This is a genomic window from Sphingomonas soli NBRC 100801, from assembly GCF_001591025.1.
Classification (GTDB): domain Bacteria; phylum Pseudomonadota; class Alphaproteobacteria; order Sphingomonadales; family Sphingomonadaceae; genus Sphingomonas; species Sphingomonas soli.
The window spans coordinates 26,915-49,187 of record NZ_BCTZ01000016.1; the positions used below are offsets into that span (position 1 = coordinate 26,915).

General features: G+C 64.9%; 28 protein-coding genes. 11 read left to right on the top strand and 17 right to left on the bottom strand.

All coding sequences use genetic code 11. The features are described 5' to 3' along the window. Positions 1-3 precede the first annotated feature (3 nt). From lptB to SSO01S_RS12585, 5 genes are all read right to left on the bottom strand, one after another. Complete coding sequence (lptB, locus tag SSO01S_RS12565; protein WP_066799234.1) at positions 4-780, bottom strand: LPS export ABC transporter ATP-binding protein; 777 nt, start codon at positions 778-780, stop codon at positions 4-6. Positions 781-895: 115 nt separating this feature from the next. Beyond that, positions 896-1,453 carry an LptA/OstA family protein gene (locus SSO01S_RS12570; protein WP_066799413.1) on the bottom strand — a complete coding sequence of 186 codons (558 nt, stop codon included), beginning with the start codon at positions 1,451-1,453 and terminating at the stop codon, positions 896-898. Next, on the bottom strand, positions 1,453-2,097 hold the full coding sequence (gene lptC / locus SSO01S_RS12575; protein WP_066799236.1) for an LPS export ABC transporter periplasmic protein LptC: 645 nt from the start codon (positions 2,095-2,097) through the stop codon (positions 1,453-1,455). Before lptC ends, SSO01S_RS12570 begins: the two co-directional genes overlap by 1 nt. A gap of 29 nt (positions 2,098-2,126) precedes the next feature. After that, on the bottom strand, positions 2,127-2,747 hold the full coding sequence (locus SSO01S_RS12580; RefSeq protein WP_066799237.1) for a ribonuclease D: 621 nt from the start codon (positions 2,745-2,747) through the stop codon (positions 2,127-2,129). A gap of 31 nt (positions 2,748-2,778) precedes the next feature. Beyond that, on the bottom strand, positions 2,779-3,582 hold the full coding sequence (locus tag SSO01S_RS12585) for a TerC family protein (protein ID WP_066799238.1): 804 nt from the start codon (positions 3,580-3,582) through the stop codon (positions 2,779-2,781). Between the two features lie 211 nt (positions 3,583-3,793). Here SSO01S_RS12585 and SSO01S_RS18000 point away from each other — a divergent pair, with 211 nt between their 5' ends. Next, complete coding sequence (locus tag SSO01S_RS18000; RefSeq protein WP_066799240.1) at positions 3,794-4,558, top strand: cold-shock protein; 765 nt, start codon at positions 3,794-3,796, stop codon at positions 4,556-4,558. Positions 4,559-4,628: 70 nt separating this feature from the next. Here the strand turns inward: SSO01S_RS18000 and SSO01S_RS12595 are convergent, their stop codons facing one another. After that, entirely contained in the window at positions 4,629-6,206 is a 1,578-nt protein-coding gene (locus SSO01S_RS12595) for a cisplatin damage response ATP-dependent DNA ligase (protein WP_066799242.1), read from the bottom strand. 66 nt (positions 6,207-6,272) lie between these two features. On the opposite strand from SSO01S_RS12595, the gene SSO01S_RS12600 reads away from it, so the two are divergent. Next, positions 6,273-7,091 (top strand): metallophosphoesterase, encoded by an 819-nt coding sequence (locus tag SSO01S_RS12600; protein WP_157073768.1) that lies wholly within the window; start codon positions 6,273-6,275, stop codon positions 7,089-7,091. Positions 7,092-7,100: 9 nt separating this feature from the next. Then, on the top strand, positions 7,101-7,463 hold the full coding sequence (locus SSO01S_RS12605; RefSeq protein ID WP_245646762.1) for a hypothetical protein: 363 nt from the start codon (positions 7,101-7,103) through the stop codon (positions 7,461-7,463). Between the two features lie 39 nt (positions 7,464-7,502). Here SSO01S_RS12605 and SSO01S_RS12610 read toward each other — a convergent pair whose 3' ends face one another. Further along, positions 7,503-7,997, bottom strand: a complete 495-nt coding sequence (locus SSO01S_RS12610; RefSeq protein WP_066799246.1) for a Dps family protein — start codon at positions 7,995-7,997, stop codon at positions 7,503-7,505. Between the two features lie 68 nt (positions 7,998-8,065). Then, positions 8,066-8,731, bottom strand: coding sequence for a TMEM165/GDT1 family protein (locus tag SSO01S_RS12615; RefSeq protein ID WP_083943028.1), 666 nt, complete (start codon positions 8,729-8,731; stop codon positions 8,066-8,068). 70 nt (positions 8,732-8,801) lie between these two features. On the opposite strand from SSO01S_RS12615, the gene rpmG reads away from it, so the two are divergent. Then, complete coding sequence (gene rpmG / locus SSO01S_RS12620) at positions 8,802-8,969, top strand: 50S ribosomal protein L33 (RefSeq protein WP_066799250.1); 168 nt, start codon at positions 8,802-8,804, stop codon at positions 8,967-8,969. Between the two features lie 69 nt (positions 8,970-9,038). On the opposite strand, the gene SSO01S_RS12625 is transcribed toward rpmG, so the two are convergent. Then, the gene (locus SSO01S_RS12625) at positions 9,039-9,431 is read right to left on the bottom strand and encodes a response regulator (protein ID WP_066799417.1); all 393 of its coding nucleotides are present in this window, start codon (positions 9,429-9,431) and stop codon (positions 9,039-9,041) included. Positions 9,432-9,467: 36 nt separating this feature from the next. Here SSO01S_RS12625 and SSO01S_RS12630 point away from each other — a divergent pair, with 36 nt between their 5' ends. From SSO01S_RS12630 to SSO01S_RS12645, 4 genes are all read left to right on the top strand, one after another. Continuing rightward, complete coding sequence (locus SSO01S_RS12630; protein ID WP_066799252.1) at positions 9,468-9,734, top strand: DUF3572 domain-containing protein; 267 nt, start codon at positions 9,468-9,470, stop codon at positions 9,732-9,734. Further along, on the top strand, positions 9,731-10,378 hold the full coding sequence (locus tag SSO01S_RS12635; RefSeq protein WP_066799254.1) for a hypothetical protein: 648 nt from the start codon (positions 9,731-9,733) through the stop codon (positions 10,376-10,378). Before SSO01S_RS12630 ends, SSO01S_RS12635 begins: the two co-directional genes overlap by 4 nt. Further along, a complete protein-coding gene (locus SSO01S_RS12640) occupies positions 10,375-10,839 on the top strand; it encodes a RidA family protein (RefSeq protein WP_174520789.1) in 465 nt (154 codons plus the stop codon). The genes SSO01S_RS12635 and SSO01S_RS12640 overlap by 4 nt, the downstream gene beginning before the upstream one ends. Positions 10,840-11,037: 198 nt before the next feature. Further along, positions 11,038-11,763, top strand: coding sequence for a TorF family putative porin (locus SSO01S_RS12645; RefSeq protein ID WP_066799256.1), 726 nt, complete (start codon positions 11,038-11,040; stop codon positions 11,761-11,763). Positions 11,764-11,919: 156 nt separating this feature from the next. Here SSO01S_RS12645 and SSO01S_RS12650 read toward each other — a convergent pair whose 3' ends face one another. Genes SSO01S_RS12650 through SSO01S_RS12660 form a run of 3 tightly spaced genes read right to left on the bottom strand, consistent with a single transcriptional unit; the run spans position 11,920 to position 15,810 of the window. After that, positions 11,920-12,333 (bottom strand): DUF3035 domain-containing protein, encoded by a 414-nt coding sequence (locus tag SSO01S_RS12650; protein WP_066799258.1) that lies wholly within the window; start codon positions 12,331-12,333, stop codon positions 11,920-11,922. Then, positions 12,326-12,865 (bottom strand): signal peptidase II, encoded by a 540-nt coding sequence (gene lspA, locus SSO01S_RS12655; RefSeq protein WP_066799263.1) that lies wholly within the window; start codon positions 12,863-12,865, stop codon positions 12,326-12,328. Before lspA ends, SSO01S_RS12650 begins: the two co-directional genes overlap by 8 nt. Next, positions 12,862-15,810 (bottom strand): isoleucine--tRNA ligase, encoded by a 2,949-nt coding sequence (locus tag SSO01S_RS12660; RefSeq protein WP_066799265.1) that lies wholly within the window; start codon positions 15,808-15,810, stop codon positions 12,862-12,864. The genes lspA and SSO01S_RS12660 overlap by 4 nt, the downstream gene beginning before the upstream one ends. Before the next feature lie 110 nt (positions 15,811-15,920). Here SSO01S_RS12660 and SSO01S_RS12665 point away from each other — a divergent pair, with 110 nt between their 5' ends. Further along, positions 15,921-16,163, top strand: a complete 243-nt coding sequence (locus tag SSO01S_RS12665) for a hypothetical protein (protein ID WP_066799268.1) — start codon at positions 15,921-15,923, stop codon at positions 16,161-16,163. Positions 16,164-16,172: 9 nt separating this feature from the next. Here the strand turns inward: SSO01S_RS12665 and SSO01S_RS12670 are convergent, their stop codons facing one another. The 5 genes from SSO01S_RS12670 to SSO01S_RS12690 form a co-directional block, all read right to left on the bottom strand. Beyond that, positions 16,173-17,096, bottom strand: a complete 924-nt coding sequence (locus SSO01S_RS12670) for a bifunctional riboflavin kinase/FAD synthetase (RefSeq protein WP_066799270.1) — start codon at positions 17,094-17,096, stop codon at positions 16,173-16,175. A gap of 167 nt (positions 17,097-17,263) precedes the next feature. After that, entirely contained in the window at positions 17,264-18,433 is a 1,170-nt protein-coding gene (locus SSO01S_RS12675) for a dipeptidase (RefSeq protein ID WP_066799272.1), read from the bottom strand. Beyond that, the gene (locus SSO01S_RS12680; protein WP_066799273.1) at positions 18,430-18,918 is read right to left on the bottom strand and encodes a dihydrofolate reductase; all 489 of its coding nucleotides are present in this window, start codon (positions 18,916-18,918) and stop codon (positions 18,430-18,432) included. The genes SSO01S_RS12675 and SSO01S_RS12680 overlap by 4 nt, the downstream gene beginning before the upstream one ends. A 59-nt stretch (positions 18,919-18,977) precedes the next feature. After that, positions 18,978-19,784 carry a glutaminyl-peptide cyclotransferase gene (locus SSO01S_RS12685; RefSeq protein WP_066799274.1) on the bottom strand — a complete coding sequence of 269 codons (807 nt, stop codon included), beginning with the start codon at positions 19,782-19,784 and terminating at the stop codon, positions 18,978-18,980. Continuing rightward, positions 19,781-20,575 (bottom strand): thymidylate synthase, encoded by a 795-nt coding sequence (locus tag SSO01S_RS12690; RefSeq protein ID WP_066799275.1) that lies wholly within the window; start codon positions 20,573-20,575, stop codon positions 19,781-19,783. Before SSO01S_RS12690 ends, SSO01S_RS12685 begins: the two co-directional genes overlap by 4 nt. 128 nt (positions 20,576-20,703) lie before the next feature. Between SSO01S_RS12690 and SSO01S_RS12695 the strand changes: the two genes are divergently transcribed. Both SSO01S_RS12695 and SSO01S_RS12700 read left to right on the top strand, forming a co-directional pair. Next, complete coding sequence (locus SSO01S_RS12695) at positions 20,704-21,105, top strand: JAB domain-containing protein (RefSeq protein WP_066799421.1); 402 nt, start codon at positions 20,704-20,706, stop codon at positions 21,103-21,105. 56 nt (positions 21,106-21,161) lie between these two features. Further along, on the top strand, positions 21,162-22,268 hold the full coding sequence (locus SSO01S_RS12700) for a tetratricopeptide repeat protein (protein ID WP_066799278.1): 1,107 nt from the start codon (positions 21,162-21,164) through the stop codon (positions 22,266-22,268). The last annotated feature ends 5 nt before the right edge of the window (positions 22,269-22,273 follow it).

Below are 22,273 nucleotides of genomic sequence, written 5' to 3' on the forward strand. Positions count from 1 at the left end.
GGATTACAGCTCGAAGCTCTCGCCCAGGTACAGCCGCCGCACATTCTCGTCCTTGACGAGATCTTCGGGCGAGCCTGCGAAGAGCACCCGGCCGTCATAGATGATGTAGCCGCGATCGACGATGTCGAGCGTCTCGCGCACATTATGATCGGTGATCAGCACGCCGATCCCGCGCGATTTCAGCTCGACGATCAGATCGCGAATGTCGCTGATCGAAAGCGGATCGATGCCGGCGAACGGCTCGTCGAGCAGCATGATCGTCGGGTCGGCGGCCAGCGCGCGGGCGATCTCGGCGCGGCGGCGCTCGCCGCCCGAAAGCGCCATAGACGGCGCGTCGCGCAGCCTGGTCAGCCCGAACTCTTCCAGAAGCTGGTCCAGCCTGCGCTGGCGCGCGGCCTTGTCCGGCTCGGCGAGTTCGAGCACCGCCAGGATGTTCTTCTCGACCGTCAGCCCGCGAAAGATCGACGTCTCCTGCGGCAGATAGCCGAGGCCCAGGATCGCGCGGCGGTACATGGGCAGCTTGGTGATGTCCTCGCCGTCCAGCATGATGCGGCCGCTATCCGGCTTCACCAGCCCCATCACCGAATAGAAGCTGGTGGTCTTGCCCGCACCGTTGGGGCCGAGCAGCCCCACCACCTCGCCGCGCGCCACCGACATGGAAACGTCGGTCAGCACCACGCGCTTGTCATAGGATTTGGCGATCGAAACGACCGCCAGGCCCTTGTCGGGCACCGGCGCCGGATCGGCCACGGTCGCTTCCTGGATTGTTGCGTCGCTCATACTGGGTCCCTGCATGGACGGTCTTGGTTATCCGATTCTTACCGGCCGGACATTTGGCAAGATTCCTGCATGAACTTCGCGGTCAAGGGAAGGCCCGCTGCGCCGTACCGAGAAATTACTGCTTGGGGGCGGGGGTCGCGGTGCCGCGCTGGGGCACGGAGAACCGGCCGGTCACGCGCCCGCCCGAGCTTTGCACGCCGGTGCCGCCCGTGCTGCCGCCGCTCACGCCCGAGCCATCGATCGTCGCGCGGCCGGTGTCGAGGTTGATCGACAGCCGCCCGCCCGAGACATTGTTGGCGCCCTGCTTCAGCGTCACGCCGCCCACCATGGTGATGACGCGGCGGTTGAGGTCATAGACGGCATAGCTGGATCGCGCGGTCTGGTCCGGTCGCGAAACCGTCACGCCGCCCGATGCGTCGAGCCGCGAGACCTGCGGCGAACCGTTCGCGATCTGCCCCGTATAGGTCACCGTCATCCGCGCGGCAGTCAGCGTCATTTCGGCCTGGGTGATGCGCACATTGCCGGTCAGCAGCACCCGATTTGCGCGATCCTGCAGCTCGATATGGTCCGACGAGAAGTCGATCGGGGCCGAGCTGTCGTGGCGCGTCTGCGCGGCTGCGGGGGCCGCTGCGAGCGCCAGCGCCGTGGCGGCGAGGAAGAAAAGGCGGGTCATCATGGCCTATTTGCTCTTCTGGGATATATGCGCAAGCGCGCATTGCCATCGAGCGAGACAGTTCGCTTCTCCAGATCGGCGGTCAGCTTGTTGCCGCTGAACAGGCCCATCGGGGTGGTGCCGGTCACGGCGCCGCCGCTCTCCATCCGCCGGGTCTTCAGGTCGACCGTCGCGTCGTGCGTATCGAGCGTATAGCCGTCGCTGGTCTTGAACTGGATCGGGCCCTGGATCGAGACCTGTTCGCTGTTCATGTTGTAGCGGCCCTGCTGCGCCACGATGGAGGCGGGCCCTTCGGGAAGCTGGATCTGCGCGTTGAGGTCGCGGAGCTGGACGATCGGCTCGGCCGAGCTTTGCTGGACCGCTTCGCCGGCATGGAGGCGGAAGGGCTGGCCCTTCGAATCCTGGCCACGATACACCGCCGAATCGATCCGCAGCCTTTCGCGGGCGATTTCGACGCGATTCTTGTCGAGCACGAAGCTCAGCTCGCCCCCGGTAAACAGCGGCGCCAGCACCAGGAACGCGCTCAGCACCGCAATCCCGACCGGCAGGATCCACAGCGCGCTCCGCACCAACCGGTCATGACTGCTCCCGGGATGTGCCCAGGCGCGCTTCTGCGAGAGAACTCGGGCGGCTATTTCAGACATGCGCCATGTTCCCGCAGAACCGGAAGGCGTTATGCGTGGGCAAAGATATCGACCTCCGGCCAGCCGGCGAGATCGAGTTCCGCGCGCCAGGGCAGGAAGTCGAAACAGGATTGGGCGAGCTGCATGCGTCCTTCACGCTCGAGACGCTTGTCGAGTTCCACTTTCATCTGATGAAGAAAGCGAACGTCAGAGGCGGCATAGTCTTTTTGCGCGTCCGAAAGCTGGGGCCCGCCCCAATCGGAGGATTGCTGCTGCTTGGAGACTTCCTGCTGGCAAAGCTCGCGAACCAGGTCCTTCAGCCCATGCCGGTCGGTATAGGTGCGCACCAGCCGGCTGGCGATCTTCGTGCAGTAAACCGGCGCGGCGGTGACGCCCAGATAATGGCGGATCGCGGCCAGATCGAAGCGGGCGAAATGATAGAGCTTGAGCCGGCCGGGATCGGCCAGCACCGCGCGAAGGTTCGGCGCGGCATAATCCGATTCCGGCCCGAAGCGCACGAGATGCTCGTCGCCATTCCCGTCCGACAACTGGACGACGCACAGCCGATCACGCGCCGTGATCAGTCCCATCGTCTCGGTATCGACGGCAATCGATGCGCCCGGTGCGAATACGCCCTCGGGCAGGTCTTCTTCGTGGAAATAAACGGTCATGGCGTTCGCCTAGCCCCGTTGACGCCTCGCCTCAATGCTTGTCCGCGTCTGCGGCCCTCTTTGCCTTTGCGCGCCGGGACCAGATGTTGAGGCCCTCGACTGCAGCCGAAAAGCCCATTGCGGCGTAGATATAGCCCTTCGGCACATGTGCGCCAAAAGCCTCGGCGATCAACACCATGCCGATCATCAGCAGGAAGCCCAGCGCGAGCATTACCACGGTGGGGTTGCGATTGATGAACTCGGCCAGCGGATCGGCCGCCAGCAGCATCACGACCACGGCGAAGATCACCGCGACATACATGATCTCGACATGCTCGGTCATGCCCACCGCGGTCAGGATCGAATCGATCGAGAATACGATGTCGAGCAGCAGAATCTGCACGATCGCCGCCGCGAAGGTCATCTGCAAAACCTTGTTCTTGTCGAGCAGGTCGTCGGTATCGTTCGCATCCGAATCGACCGAGTGATGGATCTCCGTCGTCGCCTTCCACATCAGGAACAGGCCGCCCGCCAGCAATATCAGGTCGCGCCACGAAAAGGCGGTTTCGAACGCCGGCTCGCCATGCGCGTTGAGCGGGCCGCTAATGCCCAGATCGAATACCGGATGCACCAGTCCCACGATCCAGGCGATCATGGTGAGCAGTCCCAGCCGCATCACCAGCGCAAGCGAAATGCCGATACGGCGCGCCTTTTGCCGCTGTTCCACGGGCAATTTGTTGGAGAGAATCGAAATGAAGATCAGATTGTCGATCCCCAGCACCACCTCCATGACGATGAGGGTGACGAGCGCCGCCCAGGCGGCGGGGCTGGCTAGCAATTCGATAATCGAGTCCATGGGCCATGCTGTGCCGTGCGGCAAAGCGTGGCGCAAGCGCCGCAGTTAACATTAGTTCGGCAGAATCAAGGCGAATTTCGTTCGCGCGCTGTCCGGTTTTGGGCTATGGCCGATTCTCGGCATGGTCTGTGTGCCTGGAATATCTATGCGCTTTCGTCCGGCGCATGGGTTTTGACTTTGATTTTGGGCGAACCGGGAAGACGAACAGGGCATGAGTTTCGATAGAGGGCGTCGCGGGGATCGCGGCGGACGTGGCCGCGACAAGCGCGACGGTTTTGGCGGCGACGATAGCTTCGGCGGCGGCTTTGGCGGCGGTGACCGCTTCGGCGGTGGCGGTTTTGGCGGCGGTGACCGTTTCGGTGGCGGTGATCGCTTCGGCGGCGGCGGCGGTGGCGGCGGTTATCGCGGCGGCGGCGGCGGCGGTTTTGGCGGCGGTGGCCGCGGCATGCCCCCCCAGGTCGTTGGCGAAGCGACCGGCGTAGTGAAATTCTTCAATGCGCAGAAGGGATTCGGCTTCGTCGTTCGCGATGATGGCGGCGAAGACGTCTTCGTTCACATTTCGGCAGTCGAGCAGGCGGGCCTCACCGGTCTCGCCGAAGGACAGCCGCTGGGCTTCACGCTCGTCGATCGCGGCGGCCGCATTTCGGCTACCGAGCTCAAGATCGATGGCGATCCGCTTCCCGTCGAAGAGCGCGCCCCGCGCGAGGATCGCGGCGGCTTCGGCGGCGAGCGTTCTGGTGGCCCGCAGCGCCAGCTTACCGGCGAAAAGGCCAGCGGCACGGTCAAGTTCTTCAACGCGATGAAGGGCTTCGGCTTCATCCAGCGCGACGATGGACAGCCCGATGCTTTCGTTCACATCTCGGCCGTCGAGCGTGCGGGCATGCCCACGCTCAACGAAGGCGACCGGCTTGAGTTCGAGCTCGAAGTCGATCGGCGCGGCAAATATGCTGCGGTGAACCTGACGCCGGGCAGCTAAGCCTTAGCGGACAGCAAACGAAGGGCCGGGGGGAAACCCTCGGCCCTTTTGTTTTGCCTTACGGCCGGAGTCAGGTGACCAGCCGTCGCAATCCCTCGATCGTATCCGCCTCGCTGGCCGGCTTGTCGGTGCGGATGCGGCTGATACGCGGAAAGCGCATCGCCAGCCCCGATTTGTGCCGCTTCGATTCGTGGATCGAATCGAATGCGACTTCCAGCACCAGCGTCTTGTCGGTCTCGCGCACCGGCCCAAAGCGGGCGGCGGTGTGGTTCCGCACATAGCGATCGAGCCATTTGAGTTCGTCGTCGGTAAAGCCGAAATAGGCCTTGCCCACCGGGAGCAATTCGCCCTGCTCGGTCCAGGCACCGAAAGTGAAATCCGAGTAGAAGGATGATCGCTTGCCCGATCCGCGCTGCGCATACATCAGCACGCAATCAGCATTGAGCGGATCGCGTTTCCATTTGTACCACAGGCCCACGCGCCGTCCGGTGACATAGGGGGCATCGCGGCGCTTGAGCATCACGCCCTCGATCGCGGCGTCGCGTGCGCCCGCGCGGATTTCCTCAAGCGCTGGGAAATCCTGTGCTTCGATCAGCGGTGATACGTCGAAGTGCTCTGGATCGAGCGGGACCGCGAACGCCTCCAGGCGCGCTCGGCGCTCAGTCCAGCCGAGCGTGCGCAGGTCTTCCGGGCCATCGAACAATATGTCGTACAGCCGCACAAAGGCCGGATATTCCGCCAGCGTCTTCGCGCTCACCAGCTTGCGCCCCAGCCGCTGCTGAAGCGCATTGAAGCTCCCTGCTTCCCCGCCCTGCGCATTGCCCTTCACGAGCAATTCGCCATCGAGCACACCCGGCGTACGAAACCGCGTCGCCACTTCTGGGAAACTATGCGTGATGTCGTCGCCCGCCCGGCTGTATAGCCGCGTCTCCCCGGCGACATGGACAAGCTGCACCCGGATGCCGTCCCATTTCCACTCGGCGGCATAGTCATCCATGCTGACTTGCGCTTCTTCGAGCGGGTGCGCGAGCATGAATGGGCGAAAGACCGGAACGTTCTGCGCGGTCGGCTGCGGATGCGTGCCCTCCGCCCAGCCGAACAGGCTGGCATAAGGCGGGGCAAGTCCGTGCCACACCTCCTCGACCGCCTCGACATCCAGCTCAAAGGCTTGCGCCAGTGCGGTCTTGGCCAGCCGTGCCGAAACGCCCGCCCTCAGCGCGCCCATCGCCAGCTTGAGAAGCGCGAAGCGCTCATCCGCTTCCAGCCGGTCGAGCATCGATGCCAGCGCCTCGGGCGCGTCGGACTTGCTGATGCTGCCAAGCCTGTCCACCACCTGGGCCAGCGTCAGCGGTTCGCTTGCGTCGGGCGGGATAGCCGGCTCGGGCCACAGCAAGGCGATCGTCTCTGCGGTATCGCCCACAAAATCGCGGCTCATTCTATAAAGGATGGGATCGACACGCTCTTCGATCAGCGCGCGTACCAGAGCCGGCTTGATCGCGGGCAGGTCGAGCGTCCCGGTAAGCGCCGCCATCGCCCAGCCGCGATCCGGATCCGGCGTCTGGCGCAGATAATCCCCGATCAATCGCAGCTTGGCGTTGCGCGAGCGCGTGTAGATCAGTGCATCCAGTAGGTCGGCGAAAGCGCGCATGATAGGCGCAACATGGAACGCGGGCGGGGGTTCCCGCCAGCCGGATGGCTTGGTTACGCTCGCGGCATGCTGAAGCGCCTCCTGATCGTGCTCGCCGCCTGCTTCCTTATGGGCATGGGGCTCGCGCTTTATGCCTATCTGGAGGCGCGCCGTGACCCGGTGGTGCGTGAGGCGAGTGTGTCGCTGCCGGGCTGGCCCGCAGGTTCGGCGCCGGTTCGCGTGGCGCTGATCAGCGATATTCATATCGGCGGCGTTGCGATGAGCCCGGAGCGGCTGACGCGGATCGTCGCGCAGATCAATGCGCTCAAGCCCGATCTGGTGATGATAGCGGGCGATTTCATCTCCGGTCACGCCAAGGGCAGCGCCGCGCGAACGGGTCCGCCGATGGTCGCCCCGCTCGCGGGGCTGAAGGCTCCGTTTGGCGTAGTTGCTGCGCTCGGCAATCACGATCACTGGACGGGACCTGCGGAGGTTGCGGCGTTGCTGGGCCGGGCCGGGATTGCCGTCGTCGAGAATGGCGCGGTCGAAAGGGGGCCGCTCGTGATCGGCGATGATTTCTCGCGGCACGCCGATGTGCGCGCGACGCATGCCGCGATGCGGCCGCTCGGGGGCGCTCGGGTCATGCTTACCCATTCGCCCGATATCGCGCCGAACCTGCCCGCCGACATCGCTTTGTTGTTCACGGGCCACACGCATTGCGGGCAGGTGGTGCTGCCTCTCTACGGCCCCCTTGTGTCGGTCAGCCGCTATGGCGAACGCTATCGTTGCGGGATACGGCGCGAGGGCGGGCGGACCGTCGTGACGACGGCGGGGCTCGGCACCAGCGGGGGGCCGTTCCGTCTCGGCGCGCCTCCCGATCTCTGGCTGCTTAACTTGGGCCCGTGAATCGCGCTGGTGCGGCACGATGCACAGCGCTACGCTGGTGCTCCAACACCGGAGAGGTTTCCCATGAAGATCGCACTATTTGCTGCCGCGGCGTTCGTTTGCCTGTCCCCCGCCGCCGCGTCGGCTCAGACCGCGCCGGCGCAGACCGCACCTGCCGCCAAGTTCAACCTCGACACCCCCATCGAAATGCTGGTGGCGGACGAGAAAGCGCACGCGGTGCTCACTGCAAACTTCGGCGGCGACATTGTCGAAAATCCCGCCTACGAAACCTTCAAGGCAATGAGCCTCAACGCCGTCGCCCCCTACGCCGCCGACAAGCTCCCGGCCGAATTGCTCAAGAAGATCGAAACGGATCTCGCGGCGATCAAGTAATGTGCCGCAAGGGCCGGGGAATGCCCCGGCCCTTGTCGTTCAGCCTTTGCGGCTAGCTTCGAACAGGAACCAGGCGCGCTCCTCGGCCTGATCGGTCCATTCGTCGACCACGCCGCTGGTTGCGTTGTCGCCCGCCGCTTCCGCCGCTTCCTTCACCGCGCGGAAGCTCTCGACCAGCTTGAGATTATCGTCGCGCAGTTCGGCGAGCATGTCGGCGGCGGAGACGAAATCGGAGTCATTGTCCTTTACCGTCTGGCGGCGCGCAATGTCGCCGATCGAGCGCAACGTGGTGTTGCCGGTCTTGCGAACGCGCTCCGCCACCGCGTCGGTGATCGCGAAGATCTGCGCGGCCTGATCGTCGAGCAGCAGGTGATAGTCACGGAAGTGCGGACCCGAAACGTGCCAGTGGAAATTCTTCGTCTTGAGGTAGAGCGCGAAGCTGTCTGCGAGCGCACTGTTCAGCGCCTCTGCCACGCTCTTGGTGTCGTTACGGTTCAAGTCGGTGGGCGTCTGTAGCGCCTTTGAATCGGCCATGTTGTCCTCCGTGCGAGTGTATTCCGGATATAGGAACGCAAAAGGGGCTCGCCAGTCGCAATTCCCGATCAGAGCAATCGAAGGGCTCCGAGTGCGATCCATATGCCGGAGCAAAGGAACAGGAGGCTGGTGGCCGCGCGCAGTTTGCCAAAAGGGACATTGCGCCAGGCAAGCTCGCCCAGGACTGCGGCCGTGAAGCAGACCCCGAACGCGCCGAGCGCGGACCCCGCAGCGGCGAACCAGGGTTCGCCCCTCGCGGCGAGCGCTAGCGTGAAGAATTGGGTATTGCCGCCCAGTGCCAGCGCGAACACGCCGAGCAGCGGCGTAAGGATGGATCCGAGATGCCAGCCCGCCAGCCTGCCCGGCACCTTGACCCGCCACAGTCCGCTGATGGCCGCCATCAGCAGCGCCACCGCGAGCAGCAGGGATTGCGCATTGGGCGTCAGTATCGGGGCCATCGCCAGCCCGGCGAAAGCCGCGAACGCATTGCCCCCCGCCTGCGCCACGCCGGCGGCGAACGCGACCGTGGCAGGACGGCCATAACGGTCGGCGAGAATCGCGGTGAGCAATGCTGGCCGGTCTCCGATTTGGGTCAAGACGGCCAACAGAAAGGCCGGAACCAGCACTTCCATGCACCTTTCCTCCGCTTTTATTGTCGCCCGAGGGCAGTTAAAGCCGGGTGAAGCACCCGAAGCACGGGCGTTCGGCTTGACTTTTCGCGCAGACTCGCGCATCCGCCCGGGCCTACAGCGGTGCGCCCTGCGTGCCGCTCTTTGTTTTTATCAGATTCAAGGGTTTCGGGTCATGGCCAAGCCGACCACTGTCAAGATCAAGCTCGTCAGCTCGGCGGACACGGGTTTCTTCTACGTCACGAAGAAGAATCCGCGCAACCAGACCGAAAAGATGTCCTTCCGCAAATATGATCCCGTCGTGCGCAAGCATGTCGAGTTCAAGGAAGCCAAGATCAAGTAAGCCTGCCAATCGGGCCACGGGCCGGTTGCAAGTCCTTGCCGGCGGCAGGGATTTAGAGCCCCGGGGCCCTTAGGGCTGCGGGGCTTCTTGCGTTTCGGTGGGCACCAGCGCACGCACCTCTTCCATGAAGCGCACCAGGCTGATCGGCTTCGAGACATAGGCGTCGGCACCCGCCGCGCGGATCCGCTCCTCGTCGTCATGCCCGGCATAGGCTGTTACGGCCATGATCGGGATCGCGCGCAATTGGGGGTCCATCTTCATCTGGCGAATGATCTCGTCGCCGGTCACATGCGGCATCTGGATGTCCATGACGACGAGATCCGGCAGGAAAGCGCGCGCGGCCGCAAGTGCCTCGCGCCCGTCCTTCACCGGGGCAACCTCGAAGGCGTGCGCGCGCAAAAGATCGCAAAACAGCTTCAGATTGAGTTCGTTGTCCTCGACAACGAGCACCCTTTTTGCCACGCCCAAACCCCAATGATGATGGTTTCCTCCTAAGCGATGGCGAGCGCGGAAACAAACCCGCAAGCGCTCGCGCTCCAGGCGCTGGTCTGGACGCTCGGCGATCCGTCGCGCGCCTCTCGGCTGCTTGGTCTCACCGGTCTCGATCCCGATGAATTGCGCGCGCGAATCGACGATCCCGCGCTGCTCGCCGCGACGCTCGGCTTCCTTGAGGCGCATGAACCCGATCTCGTCGCTTGCGCGGAAGCGCTTGGCGTTAAGCCCATGGCATTCGTTGCCGCACGTACCCAATTGGAAACCGCATGAAGCCGCTGCTGATCACCGATTGCGATGAGGTCTTGCTCCACATGGTCCGCCATTTCGGTGCCTGGCTGGACGAGCATCACGATATCGATTTCGCGCCCAATGGCGCTGACTTCGCCACGTCGATGACCCGCCGCGCAGACAAGAGCGCCGTCGAGCGCGAGGAAATGTGGGCGCTGCTTGGCGGCTTCTTTCCGCAGGAGATGGGCCGCCAGACGCTGGTGCCCCATGCCCGCGAGGCGCTGGCCGCGCTTGCGGAGATGGCGGATATCGTGGTGCTCACCAATCTTGGCGATCATTGCCGTGACCATCGCATCTCGCAGCTTGCCGAGCATGGCATCCATCACCGCGTCGAGTGCAACCAGGGCGGGAAGGGCGCGCCGGTCGCCCGGCTTGTCGCCGAATTCGGCAGCCCGGTGACCGTGTTTGTCGATGACCTGGCGGTTCACCACGAATCGGTCGCCAAGCACGCCCCGCAGGTATTTCGCCTGCATATGGTCGCCGAGCCCGCCCTTTCGCCTCATGTGCCGCCAGCGCCGTTCGCGCACGCGCGCATTGACGATTGGCGTGAGGCGGAAGCGTGGATTGCCGAGCGCTTCTCCGCAGGCTTGACCATGGATGCATTGAATGTTGAAGGGGCATCATGACGATCGCGATTGACCGCAAGCTTGAAGAGCTTGGCCTTGCCCTTCCCGAAGCTGCCGCCCCCGTCGCGGCCTATGTGCCTGTGGTCGAGGCGGGCGGGCTGCTCCACATCTCGGGCCAGCTGCCATTCAAGGATGGTGCGGTGATGACCGGCCGCGCAGGGGAAGACCGCGATCTGGCCTATGCTCAGGAAGCCGCCCAACGGTGCGGCTTGATGCTGGTTGCGCAGCTGAAGAAATATCTCGGCGGCGATCTCTCGCGCGTCGAGCGGATCGTGAAGCTCGGCGTATTCATCAATTCGGCTCCCGGTTTTACGGATCAGCCGGAAGTCGCCAATGGCGCGTCGGAGCTGATGCAGGCGCTGTTCGGCGAATCGGGCCGGCATGCGCGCAGCGCTGTCGGGGTGCCGGTTTTGCCGCGTGGTGCGATCGTCGAAGTCGACGCGATCATCGCAGTCCGCTGAAGCGATCGAGCGTCCGTGTTGCCGCAGTGCAACAGGTGACCGCCGATCCCGAAACGACACGGCAAATATTGTTGTGCGCCGCAGCGCAATCCGGCAATAAATCTCTGCCGATGACAGCTGCGCGGACCCTTCGGGGTAAAACGACGCGGCACCTGAGGCAGCAGGCGGGGACCCTTCGTCGAATTAGAAAGGGATTCCATGCGCATTTCCAAACTCCTGCTCGGTGCGCTCGCGCTCACCGCAGTTTCGCCCGCATTCGCTCAGGACCAGACCGAGCCGGCTCCGCCCGTCACGATCACCGGCAGCGCGACGGTCACCAGCGATTATCGTTTCCGCGGCTTCAGCCAGTCGAACGAGAAAGCGGCCATCCAGGGCGGCTTCGCCGTCAATCACGAGAGCGGCGCCTATATCGGCACCTGGGGCTCGAGCATCGGATTCAATAACGGCACCGAAATCGACATCTATGGCGGCTTCACCAAGGAACTGGTCCCCGGCCTGACCGGCGACGTTGGTGCCACGCTGTACCTCTATCCGGGATCGTCCAACACGACCGTGATCGAGCCTTATGTCGCGCTCACCGGCACGCTTGGCCCGGCCAGCCTCAAGGGCGGCGTCGCCTGGGCACCGTCAGGCCAGACCTCGCTCGGCAAGGACAGCGGCGTCTATGTCTATGGCGATCTCGCCGTTGGCATTCCGAACAGCCCGCTCAAGGTGAAGGCGCATCTCGGCTACGCCAAGAGCGACAGCTTCCTGGGCGGCCTCGACGGCGAAGTGCTCGATTATTCGCTCGGTGCCGAAGTGACCTGGCAGGCGCTGACGCTGGGCGTCGCCTATGTGAATACCGATGAGACCAACGCGCTCGGCTGGAAGAAGTCGATCGGCGCAGACGGCGCAGCAGTCTTCTCGATCACCGCCGCTTTCTAAGCGACGGCGATGGGATAGGGGCCGTGGGGCTGGCGGGAGGCCGGCCTCACGGCCCCTTTCTTTGCGCGCGGCCGAAGTTGCGCCGATGAAAATGTAGAAACGAAAAGGGCCGCCCCGTGCCGGGACGGCCCTTTTCTTGATGGCTTTCGCTCGCGCTTATTGCGGCGTGCTGGTGCTCGCGTCGCGGCCATTGCCCTCCGGCGCGGCGACGATGTCGCGCGTAGTCGTCCCCTTGTCGACGACGTTGGTGCCGGGGCTTCCCACCGTGCTGCGCGCGCTGCCATCGGCGCTGGTGCGCCCCGCAGCGTCGAGCGTGGCATTCTCCGAAGGGCTGCGCGGCGCCGGCGCACCGAACATGGCTTCGCTGGCCTGGGTGGCGGGATTTACATCCTGGGGGCGGGGAGCGCCGGGAGCGGGGGGAACGAGGCTGAAATCGGGCGGAATCACCAAAGGTGCCTGGCGCGCGACGGCGAATTCATCGGGGCGGACGCGGTTCAGCCCACCCTTGCTGCAAGCGGAGAGCGACGCCGTGAGCGCGATGCCCGATACGATAAGGACGATTCTACGCATTGACTTCATTCTCCACAGCGGGCGCACCAGATTCTTGCGCCGTCTTATCACGCACGAAGAGCGCGCGGAACAACAGGATGACGACCCCGATGGTAATCGCCGCATCGGCGACGTTGAACACCAGGAACGGACGCCATGTGCCGAAATGCAAATCGGCGAAATCGACCACATAGCCCAGCCGCGCGCGATCGAGGATGTTGCCGACCGCGCCGCCCAGCACCATGCCGAGCGCAATCACGTCCGGCAGCTTCTTTTCCTTCGCCATCCACCAGGCGACGCCCGCCGCGATACCCGCGGTCAGCGCCACCAGCGCCCAGCGCATGAACTCGCCGCTCGCGGGCAGCAGCCCCAGCGACACGCCGACATTCTTGACGAACTGGAGATCGAAGATCGGCAGCAAGGTGATGCTGTCGCCCTGTACATTGAGCCCCAGCGGCCCGGTCACATACCATTTGGTCAGCTGGTCGAACAGGAACACCAAGGCGGCGACAAGCAGCCCGATCCAGCGCGTGACCAAAACTTTCGCGTTCATTGTTCCACCACCCCGCTGCATCGGTCGCACAGCAAACCATCCTCTGCAACCTCGGGAAGATGCCGCCAGCAACGGCCGCATTTATGGCGATCGGTGGGCGTCACCGTGACGCTATCGCCTTCGCCCACTGACGCGACGATGAACAGCTCGGCCAGATCGACGCCGCCCGGCAGGTTCGGCGCGGTGACTTCGGCCTCAAGGCTGGAGCGCACCTTCTTCTCGCGGCGATAGGGCTCGATCGCTTCGGTGATCGTCTGGCGCAGCGAACGGATGGCGGGCCAATCGGCGCTGGTCGCTGCCCCTTCGGGCAGCACCGGCCATTCGAGCATGTGCACCGATTCGTCCTCGCTCGGATAGCGCGCCTGCCACACTTCCTCGGCGGTGAAGCTGATGATCGGCGCGGCGTAACGGACCAAAGCGTGGAACAATATGTCGAGCACCGTGCGATAGGCGCGGCGCTTCGGATCCGAAGGGGCGTCGCAATAAAGCGAATCCTTGCGGATATCGAAGAAGAAGGCCGAGAGGTCTTCGTTCGCGAAATCGGTGAGCGCGCGGCTGTAGCGGTTGAACTCGAAGGCGTCCGCCGCCGAACGCAGCTCGGCATCGAGCTCGGCCAGCTTTGCCAGCACATAGCGCTCCAGCTCGGGCATTTCGGCGACGGGCAGCTTCTCGGCATCGGTGAAGCCGTCGAGCGCGCCCAGCAGATAGCGGAACGTGTTGCGCAGCTTGCGATAGGTGTCGCCAGTGCCCGCCAGCACTTCCTTGCCGACACGAACGTCGTCGAAATAATCGGTCTGCGCGACCCAGAGGCGCAGAATGTCCGCGCCGCTTTCGCCGATCACCTTCAACGGATCGACGACGTTGCCGAGCGACTTGCTCATCTTGCGGCCATTGCCGTCGAGCGCGAAGCCGTGGGTGAGCACCGCATCATAGGGCGCGCGGCCACGCGTGCCGGTGGCTTCCAGCAGCGAGGACTGGAACCAGCCGCGATGCTGGTCCGATCCTTCGAGATAGAGATCGGCGCGGACGCCTTCGCCGTAACGCGCCTCGATCACGAAGGCGTGGGTGGAGCCCGAATCGAACCACACGTCGAGAATGTCGGTGATCACTTCATAGTCGGCGAGCGCATGACCGGGGCCGAGCAGCGCCTGATGATCGGCGGCGAACCACGCATCGGCGCCGCCCGCGCGGAAGGCCTCCAGAATGCGCTCATTGACGGCGGGATCGCGGAGGTAATCGCCGGTCGCGCGGTTCACATAAAGCGCGATCGGCACGCCCCATGCGCGCTGGCGGCTGATCACCCAGTCCGGGCGCCCTTCGACCATCGAACGGATGCGGTTGATCGAACGCTCGGGCACCCAGCGCGTGGTCTCGATCGCGTCGACGGCGAGTTCGCGGAGCGTAGGCCCGTTGCCGGTCGACATGGGCATGCCGATGCCGAGCGGCGAGGGCACATCGACCACGGCCTCGCCTGCGGGCTTGTCCATCGGGATGAACCATTGCGGGGTGGCGCGGAAGATGATCTTGGCCTTGGACCGCCAGCTATGCGGATAGCTGTGCGTGAAATCCTCGGTCGCGGCGAGCAATGCGCCCGCTTCGCGCAGATCAGTGCAGATCGGGCCATCGGGCGCGACGAACTTCTTGTTGATGACGCTGCCCTGGCCACCCAGCCACAGCCAATCTGGCCGGTACATGCCGCCGCCATCGACCGCGAAGACCGGATCGATGCCGTTCGCCTTGCAGAGCAGGAAGTCGTCCTCGCCGTGGTCGGGTGCCATATGGACAAGGCCGGTACCGGCGTCGGTGGTGACGAAATCGCCGGGCAGGAACGGACGCGGCTTGGCGAAGAAGCCGCCGAGTTTGTGCATGGGGTGGCGGGCGACGGCGCCGGCGAGCTGCGAGCCCTTAAACGAATCAATGGAGCCGTCTGAGCGCGGAAGATGATCGACTTCAAGCGCGTGCAACTTGGGCGTTACGTGACCTTCGAGCTTCAGGCCACGGTACTGGCTCTCAAGGCGTTTTTGAAAAGCCGGGATCAAGACCTCGGCGATGATGAAACGTCTTGCACCAGTGCCGAGCGCATCCAATGCGGCCTGAAACGCTCGGTCTTCGGCTGTCTCCATCACGTATAGCGGCGTGACTTCGACGAGAGCGTACTCAATCTCCGGCCCATAAGCCAAAGCCTGGTTGACGGGGATCGTCCACGGCGTCGTCGTCCAGATCACCGCATGCGCGCCGACCAGTTCGGGCGCGTTCGGCGCCTCGACGATCTCGAACGCCACGTCGATCTGCGTCGAGGTGATGTCCTCATATTCGACCTCGGCCTCGGCCAAGGCGGTCTTCTCGACCGGCGACCACATCACCGGCTTGGCGCCGCGATAGAGCTGGCCGCTCTCGGCGAACTTGAGCAATTCGCCGGCGATCGTCGCCTCGGCGTCGAACTTCATGGTCAGATAGGGATCGTCCCAATCGCCCATGATCCCGAGCCGTTCGAACTGGCCGCGCTGCACCGCCACCCATTTCTCGGCATAGGCGCGGCATTCGGCGCGAAAGGCGACGGGGTCGACCTCGTCCTTGTTGAGCTTCCTGGCGCGATAGGCTTCCTCGACCTTCCACTCGATCGGCAGGCCGTGACAGTCCCAGCCGGGCACATAGGGCGCGTCCTTGCCGAGCAAGGTCTGCGAGCGCACGACGATGTCCTTGAGGATCTTGTTCATCGCATGGCCCATGTGAATGTCGCCATTCGCGTAGGGCGGGCCATCGTGCAGCAGGAAGCGCTCGCGGCCCGCGCGTTGCTCGCGCAGTTTTGCGTAAAGGCCGATCTTCGCCCAGCGCTCGAGGATCGCAGGCTCCTTGGCGGCGAGCCCGGCTTTCATGGGGAAATCGGTCTTCGGCAGGAAGACGGTGTCGCGCCAATCGCGCGCGGTGTCGGTCTGGTCGGTCATGGGTGCGGCGGAACTAGAGTAAACGGGCCGATTTTCAAAGCGGATGTTAGGTCCGGCGCGGTTAACCACGAACTTGTGGAACAAGTTTCGCGCAGGCGCGTCGATTGTCGATGTTCCAGAAAATAGAGCGGGGGCGGCCAGCGAGCATCGGTGATGAAATCGGCGTGCTGGCGCAGCGATATCTGATGGACCCCGATTCGCGCGGACTGCAGCGGATCGACGAGCATATCCAGGCGGCCATGGCCGAATCGCGCTGGGACGATATGAGCAAATGGCACCGGGTCCGCCTGCGCTTGATCCGCATGCAGCAGCAATTGGCGGCGGGCGAGCGGCTGGGTCTGGGTGCGGGCTGAGGTTCGGGGCTAGGCGAGCAATTCGCGGGCGCGGGCTGCGTCGAGATCCATCTGCGCCTTGAGCGTGGCGAGATCGTCGAACTTCGCTTCGGGGCGAAGATAATCGATCAATTGCACTTCGATCGTCTGGCCATATAGATCGCCGGAGAAATCGAAGAAGAAGCTTTCCAGCAATTCCTCGGGCGGCTCGAAGCTGGGCCGGATGCCGAGATTGGCGACGCCATCGAGCACGCGCCCGTCCGCCAGCGTCCCCCGCACCGCATAGATGCCGTAGGCCGGCCGCAGATAATTGGCGAGGCGCATATTGGCGGTGGGATAATCGAGCGTGCGGCCTAGCTGCGCGCCCTTTTCCACCACGCCGCGGATCGCGAAGGGGCGGGTGAGCAACGCCGCCGCCTCGCGCGGCTGGCCGGAGCGGAGATGCTCGCGGATGCGGCTGGAGGATACCACCCAGCCGCCCTGCATCACCGGCGGCACCGTCTCCGCCACGAAGCCGAGTTCGTCGCCGAGCCGGGCGAGCGTGGCGACGTCGCCCGAGCGCCCCTTGCCAAAGGTGAAGTCGCCGCCGGTGACCACGCCCGCCGCGCCGATCCGCTCCGACAGCCGCTCGACGGCGAAGTCACGCGCGCTGAGCGCCGCCAGCGACGCATCGAAGGGGAAGACGAGCATCGCATCGACGCCCGCATCCGCCAGCAAGGCGGCGCGCTGATCCATGCTGGTCAGCCGAAACCATTCGGTCTGCGGCTGGAAATAGCGCTTGGGATGCGGATCGAAGGTGCCGACCAGCGCCGGGCGGCCCTGCGCGCGGGCCTGTGCCACGGCACGGCCGACCACCGCCTGGTGGCCCAGGTGAAATCCATCGAAATTGCCCAGCGCGACGATCCCCCCGCGAAACTGCGCGGGGACTGCCGAGCCGCCGTCGAGCCGCTCCATGGCGGGGCTATAGGGGCGATAGCCGCCCAAGCAAACTGTCTGTCACCCCGGACCTGTTCCGGGGCCCACCCTGCCGGAAGCGGAAAGCAAGAGGCTCCAGCGCATCGCGAAGCCGCCTGGTGGACCCCGGAACAGGTCCGGGGTGACGGTCTTTCTTGCGTTGCGGCTCAGGATTGCGGCGCGAGCCCTGCGCGGAGCACGCGGAGGGTGTTTCCGCCCATCACCTTGCGGATATCGTCGGGCGTGAAGCCGGCATCGACCAGCGCCTGGGTGATCGCGGAAAGCTGCGAGGCATCGAAACCGGTGGTCACCGCGCCGTCGAAATCCGAGCCCAACCCGACATGATCCACGCCGACAAGATCGCGGACATGGGCGATCGCCTTGACCACATCGGCGGGCGAGGTACCGCAGATCGCGGCGTCCCAAAAGCCGATGCCGATCACGCCGCCGGTCTTGGCTACGCCCTTTATCTCCTCATCGGTCAGGTTGCGGTTGACCTTGCAGGTCGCCTGCACGCCGCCATGGCTGGAGACGACGGGGCGCTTCGCCATGGCGAGGATCTGGGCGACGGCGGTGTGGCTGGAATGCGCGATATCGACGATCATGCCGCGCGCCTCCATCCGGCGCAGCGCCTGGATCCCCAGCGGGGTGAGCCCGCCTTTCTGCACGCCGTGCATCGAGCCGGCGACTTCATTGTCGAAGAAATGGGCGAGACCCGCCATGCGGAAGCCCGCATCATAGAGCTTGTCGAGATTGGCGATCTGGCCCTCGATATCCTGAAGCCCTTCGATCGAGAGCATGCCGCCGACGACCCTTTTCCCCGCGGCGCGATCGGCGAGCAGCGCGTCCAGCTCGGCCGGGGTGCGGATCACGCGGAGCTTGCCGTCAGAGCCCGCCGCGACGCGATCGAGCTTGCGCGCGTGGAAGAGCGACCGTTCGAGCAGCGAGCGCCATGTGGCGGGGGGCTGCATCTGCGCGATGGTCAGCAGCGTGATATTGTCGGTGTCGGCGCTGTTCGAATCGTAATTCTGGCCCTTGGGGGTCTTGGTGACCGAGGAGAAGATCTGGAGCGCGGCATTGCCCTCCAGCAGGCGCGGCAGATCGACCTGGCCGGTGTTCGAGCGTTCCAGCATCGAGCGCCGCCACATCAAAGTATCCGCATGCATGTCGGCGATGGCCAGGCTGTCATGCAGTTTCCGGGTCTCGGCGGTGACCGCAGGCAGCTTGCCCGGCACCACCTTGTTCATGCTGCCCTCGACGATACCCGGCAGGAAGCCGAAAAAGACGACGGCGGCCAGCACAAGCAATCCGGCCAAACCCCATAGGATCTTCTTCATGGCATCCTCTCCAGCGTGACGAAGCTGTAGGCGGGGCGCCCCGCTTCGCTGGCGAAATCCTCGCGCGCCACCTCGCGCCATGCAAGGCCAAAGGGCGGGACGGTAGCGTCGCCCGTGTGTTCGCCATGCACTTCGGTCAGCTCGATACGGTCTGCCACGGGGAGGAAGAGCGCGAATATCTCCGCGCCGCCGATCACGGCGATATCGCCGTCTCCGGCCAGCGCGAGCGCTTCCTGGGGCGTGTGCGCGACCTCGGCGCCTTCGGCCTGCCAGCGGGCGTCGCGCGTGAGCACGATGTGGCGGCGGCCGGGCAGTGGGCTGGGGAAGCTCTCGAAGGTCTTGCGGCCCATCACCATCGGCTTGCCCATGGTCTGCGCCTTGAAGCGCTTGAGATCGGCGGGCAGGTGCCAGGGGAGCTGGCCGTCGCGGCCGATCACGCCATTGTCGGCGCGGGCAAGGTGGAAGATGATTCGCGGCCCGGTCATCGCTTGGCTTCCCCACTTTTCCTGCGAATCGTGCAACTCTGTGGCGCGAGACAGCAGCCTCAGCAGCGCATCAGCGCAGCCGCGGCGTCATTGGCGGCACCCGCGGGCGGGGCATCGCTCAGTTTCACCTGATAAAGCTGGGGCCACATCTTGCCGGTGACGAAGATGCGCTTGGTGGCGGCGTCATAGGCGATGCCGTTGGGCACTTCGTCTTCGCTGGGCGTGGGCGGGCCGAGCGCGGTGACGTCGACAAAGCCCTTCACCTTGCCCGATGCCGGATCGATCCGCGCGATCAGATCGGTGCGCCAGATGTTCGCCCAGATCTCGCCGTCGATCCATTCGAGCTCGTTGAGCTGGCTGACCGGGCAGCCATTGGCGGTGACCGCGAGGGTGGATTTCTGCGCGAGCGTATCGGGATCGAGGAAGCGCAGCGTGGCGCTGCCGTCGCTCATGATCACCGACTTGCCGTCATGCGTGAGGCCCCAGCCTTCGCCATTATAGGCAAATTCGCCGACGGGGCTGAGATCCTTCGCGTTGTAGATGAAGCCCTTCTGGTGCTTCCAGGTGAGCTGGTAGATCCGGTCCTTCCAGCCAACGATGCCCTCGCCGAAATAGGCGTTGTCGAGCTGGTTCTGCGCCACGACCTCGCCCGTATCCGGCACCACCTTGCGGATGCCCGACGTGCCTTCCTCGCCGGTGCCCTCGAACAAGGCGCCGTCCTGGAAATAGAGCCCCTGGGTGAAGGCCAGGCTGTCATGCGGCATCGTCTTCACGACCTCGACCGACTGGACCTTGGGCGTCTCGTTCTTCGCGCCGCAGCCAGCGAGGGGGAGGAGCGCGAAAGTGAGGAGGAGCCGGCGCGTCATACCGCCACCGCCGCCTTGATATGCGCCTGCGCTTCATAGCCGGTCAGCACGAAATCCTCATATTCATACGCATCGATGCTCGGAGCCTTTCGCAGGATTTCGAGGCGGGGGAGCGGCCCCGGCGTGCGCGCCAGTTGCTCGCGCGCCTGCTCCAGATGATTCGAATAAAGATGGCAATCGCCGCCGGTCCAGATGAACTCGCCGGGCTCAAGCCCCGCCTGCTGGGCGAGCAGCATTGTCAGCAGCGCATAGCTGGCGATGTTGAACGGCACGCCGAGGAAGATGTCCGCCGAGCGCTGATAGAGCTGGAGGCTGAGCCGGCCGTTCGCGACGTGCGTCTGGAACAGGCAGTGGCAGGGCGCGAGCGCCATGGCGTGGAGCTCGCCGGGGTTCCACGCGCTGACGACCTGGCGGCGCGAGCCGGGATTGGTTTTGATCGTCTCCAGCAATTCGGCGATCTGATCGATATGACGGCCATCCGCCGTCTCCCAATCGCGCCATTGCTTGCCATAGACCGGGCCGAGATCGCCATTCTCATCGGCCCATTCGTCCCAGATCGAGCATTTGCGCTCCTGCAGCCAGCGCACATTGGTGTCGCCGCGCAGGAACCAGAGCAATTCGACGATGATCGCGCGGGTGAACAGCTTCTTGGTGGTGAGCAGCGGAAAGCCATCCGTCAGATCGAAGCGCATCTGATGGCCGAACACGCTGAGCGTGCCCGTGCCGGTGCGGTCCATCGTCTCCACGCCCTGGCTAAGCGCACGTTCCATCAGGTCGAGATATTGCCGCATCCGGCGAGCCTAGCCGCCCGCCCGCGGCACGCCAAGCGGGCTGATTACCTCCATTGTGGAGAAACATCGCTCCGAAGCCGAGCCAGTTGCGCTTCGGCCGGGCGGCAGGGCCTGCCAGCTACGAAAGCGTGCAGCGATCCGACCCGCCTTTGCCGCAGCAGCGGATCGCCGGGCCGGCGGAAGCGGAGCGCTTCTTCGAGCCCCTGCTCGACCATGCGCACGAAACGGCCGCCTTTGTCTATCTGGACGGCGCGCAAGGCGTGTTGGGGATGCGCCAGCTCCATTCCGAGCTGACCGGCTATCTCGACCTGCCGATTCGCACCATCGCAGCGGACGCGCTGGCGCTCGATGCGCAGGCGGTGGTGATGGCGCACAATCATCCGAGCGGCGATCCCACGCCGAGCAGCGCGGATCGCGAGGCGACGCGCCGTCTGGCGCGCGCGCTCGACGGGATCGGCATCCGGCTGATCGATCATCTGGTGATGACGCGCAACGGCGTGACCAGCTTCCGCGCGCTGGGGTGGCTCTGACGGCAGTTGCCAACCTCTTCGCTAATGATAGCTTTCCCCTGAGAACCGGGGGACTTATGATCCGATTTGCAGTAGTTCTACTGGCGCTGACGGTGAGCGGCACGGCCGCGGCGCAGGGGCGCATGTCCGACTATGTGCGCGGGATCTATCAGGAGCGCTGCCTGAAGCAGGACGTGGCCGCGTGCAGCGAGCTGATCAATGCCGGCGGCCTTTCCGATGGTACGCGCGCGTTGGCGCTGGCAGTGCGCGGCGAAGCGCGGCTGGCCGGCGAGAGGGTGGCGGAGGCGCTCGCGGACCTGAAGGAAGCCGCGGCGATCGGCGAGACGCCGCAAGACCCGGCGCGCGCCCGGCTCGATGCAGCGCTGGGCGTCCCGCCGCTCAGCCCCGCGTGGCGGAGCGCCGTGCAGGCCAACCTCGCCGAGGCGCTGCTCCTCTCCAAGGACAAGGCGGGCGCCACCGCTGCGGTGACGCTGGCGATCCGGCTCAATGCCGCCAACGGACGCGCCTATGTGGTGCGCGGGCGGATCCAGGGAAGCGACAATCGCTGGCCGGCTGCGCTCGCCGACATAGACAAGGGGCTTTCGCTCGGAATCGCTCACAGCCGTCTCCGCGCGCGGGCCTATTATCTGCGGGCGATCGTCCGTTCCGCGCTGAAACAGCCGCCGGAAGCGCAGATCGCCGATTTCGGCCGCGCGATCGCTGCGGACCCCGAATTGGCGGATTCCTATCAGGAGCGCGGCTATCTGTATCAGGATCTCAAGCGCTACGAGGAAGCGCTGCGCGATTTCGACGAACTGACCCGGCGGGCACCCCGATATGCGGGCGGCTATAATGCCGCCTGCTGGACGCGCGCGGCATATCTGAAGCGCGAGTTCGATACGGCGCGGACGCAGTGCGACAAGGCGTTGGCGCTGAAGCCGGAGGCCAACACCCATGACAGCGCCGGGCTTGTCGCGCTCCAGCAACAGCGCTGGCAGGACGCCTGGACGCATTATGACAAGGCCGTGAAGGGCGACGCAAAAATGGCCTCGGCGCGTTTCGGGCGCGGGGTTGCCGCGCGCAAGCTCGGGCGCAGGGCTGAGGGGGACGCAGACATTGCCGCAGCCAATGCGATGGACGCGGGGATCGCGGCGAAATACGCGTCCTATGGGCAAAAGCCCTGACGATC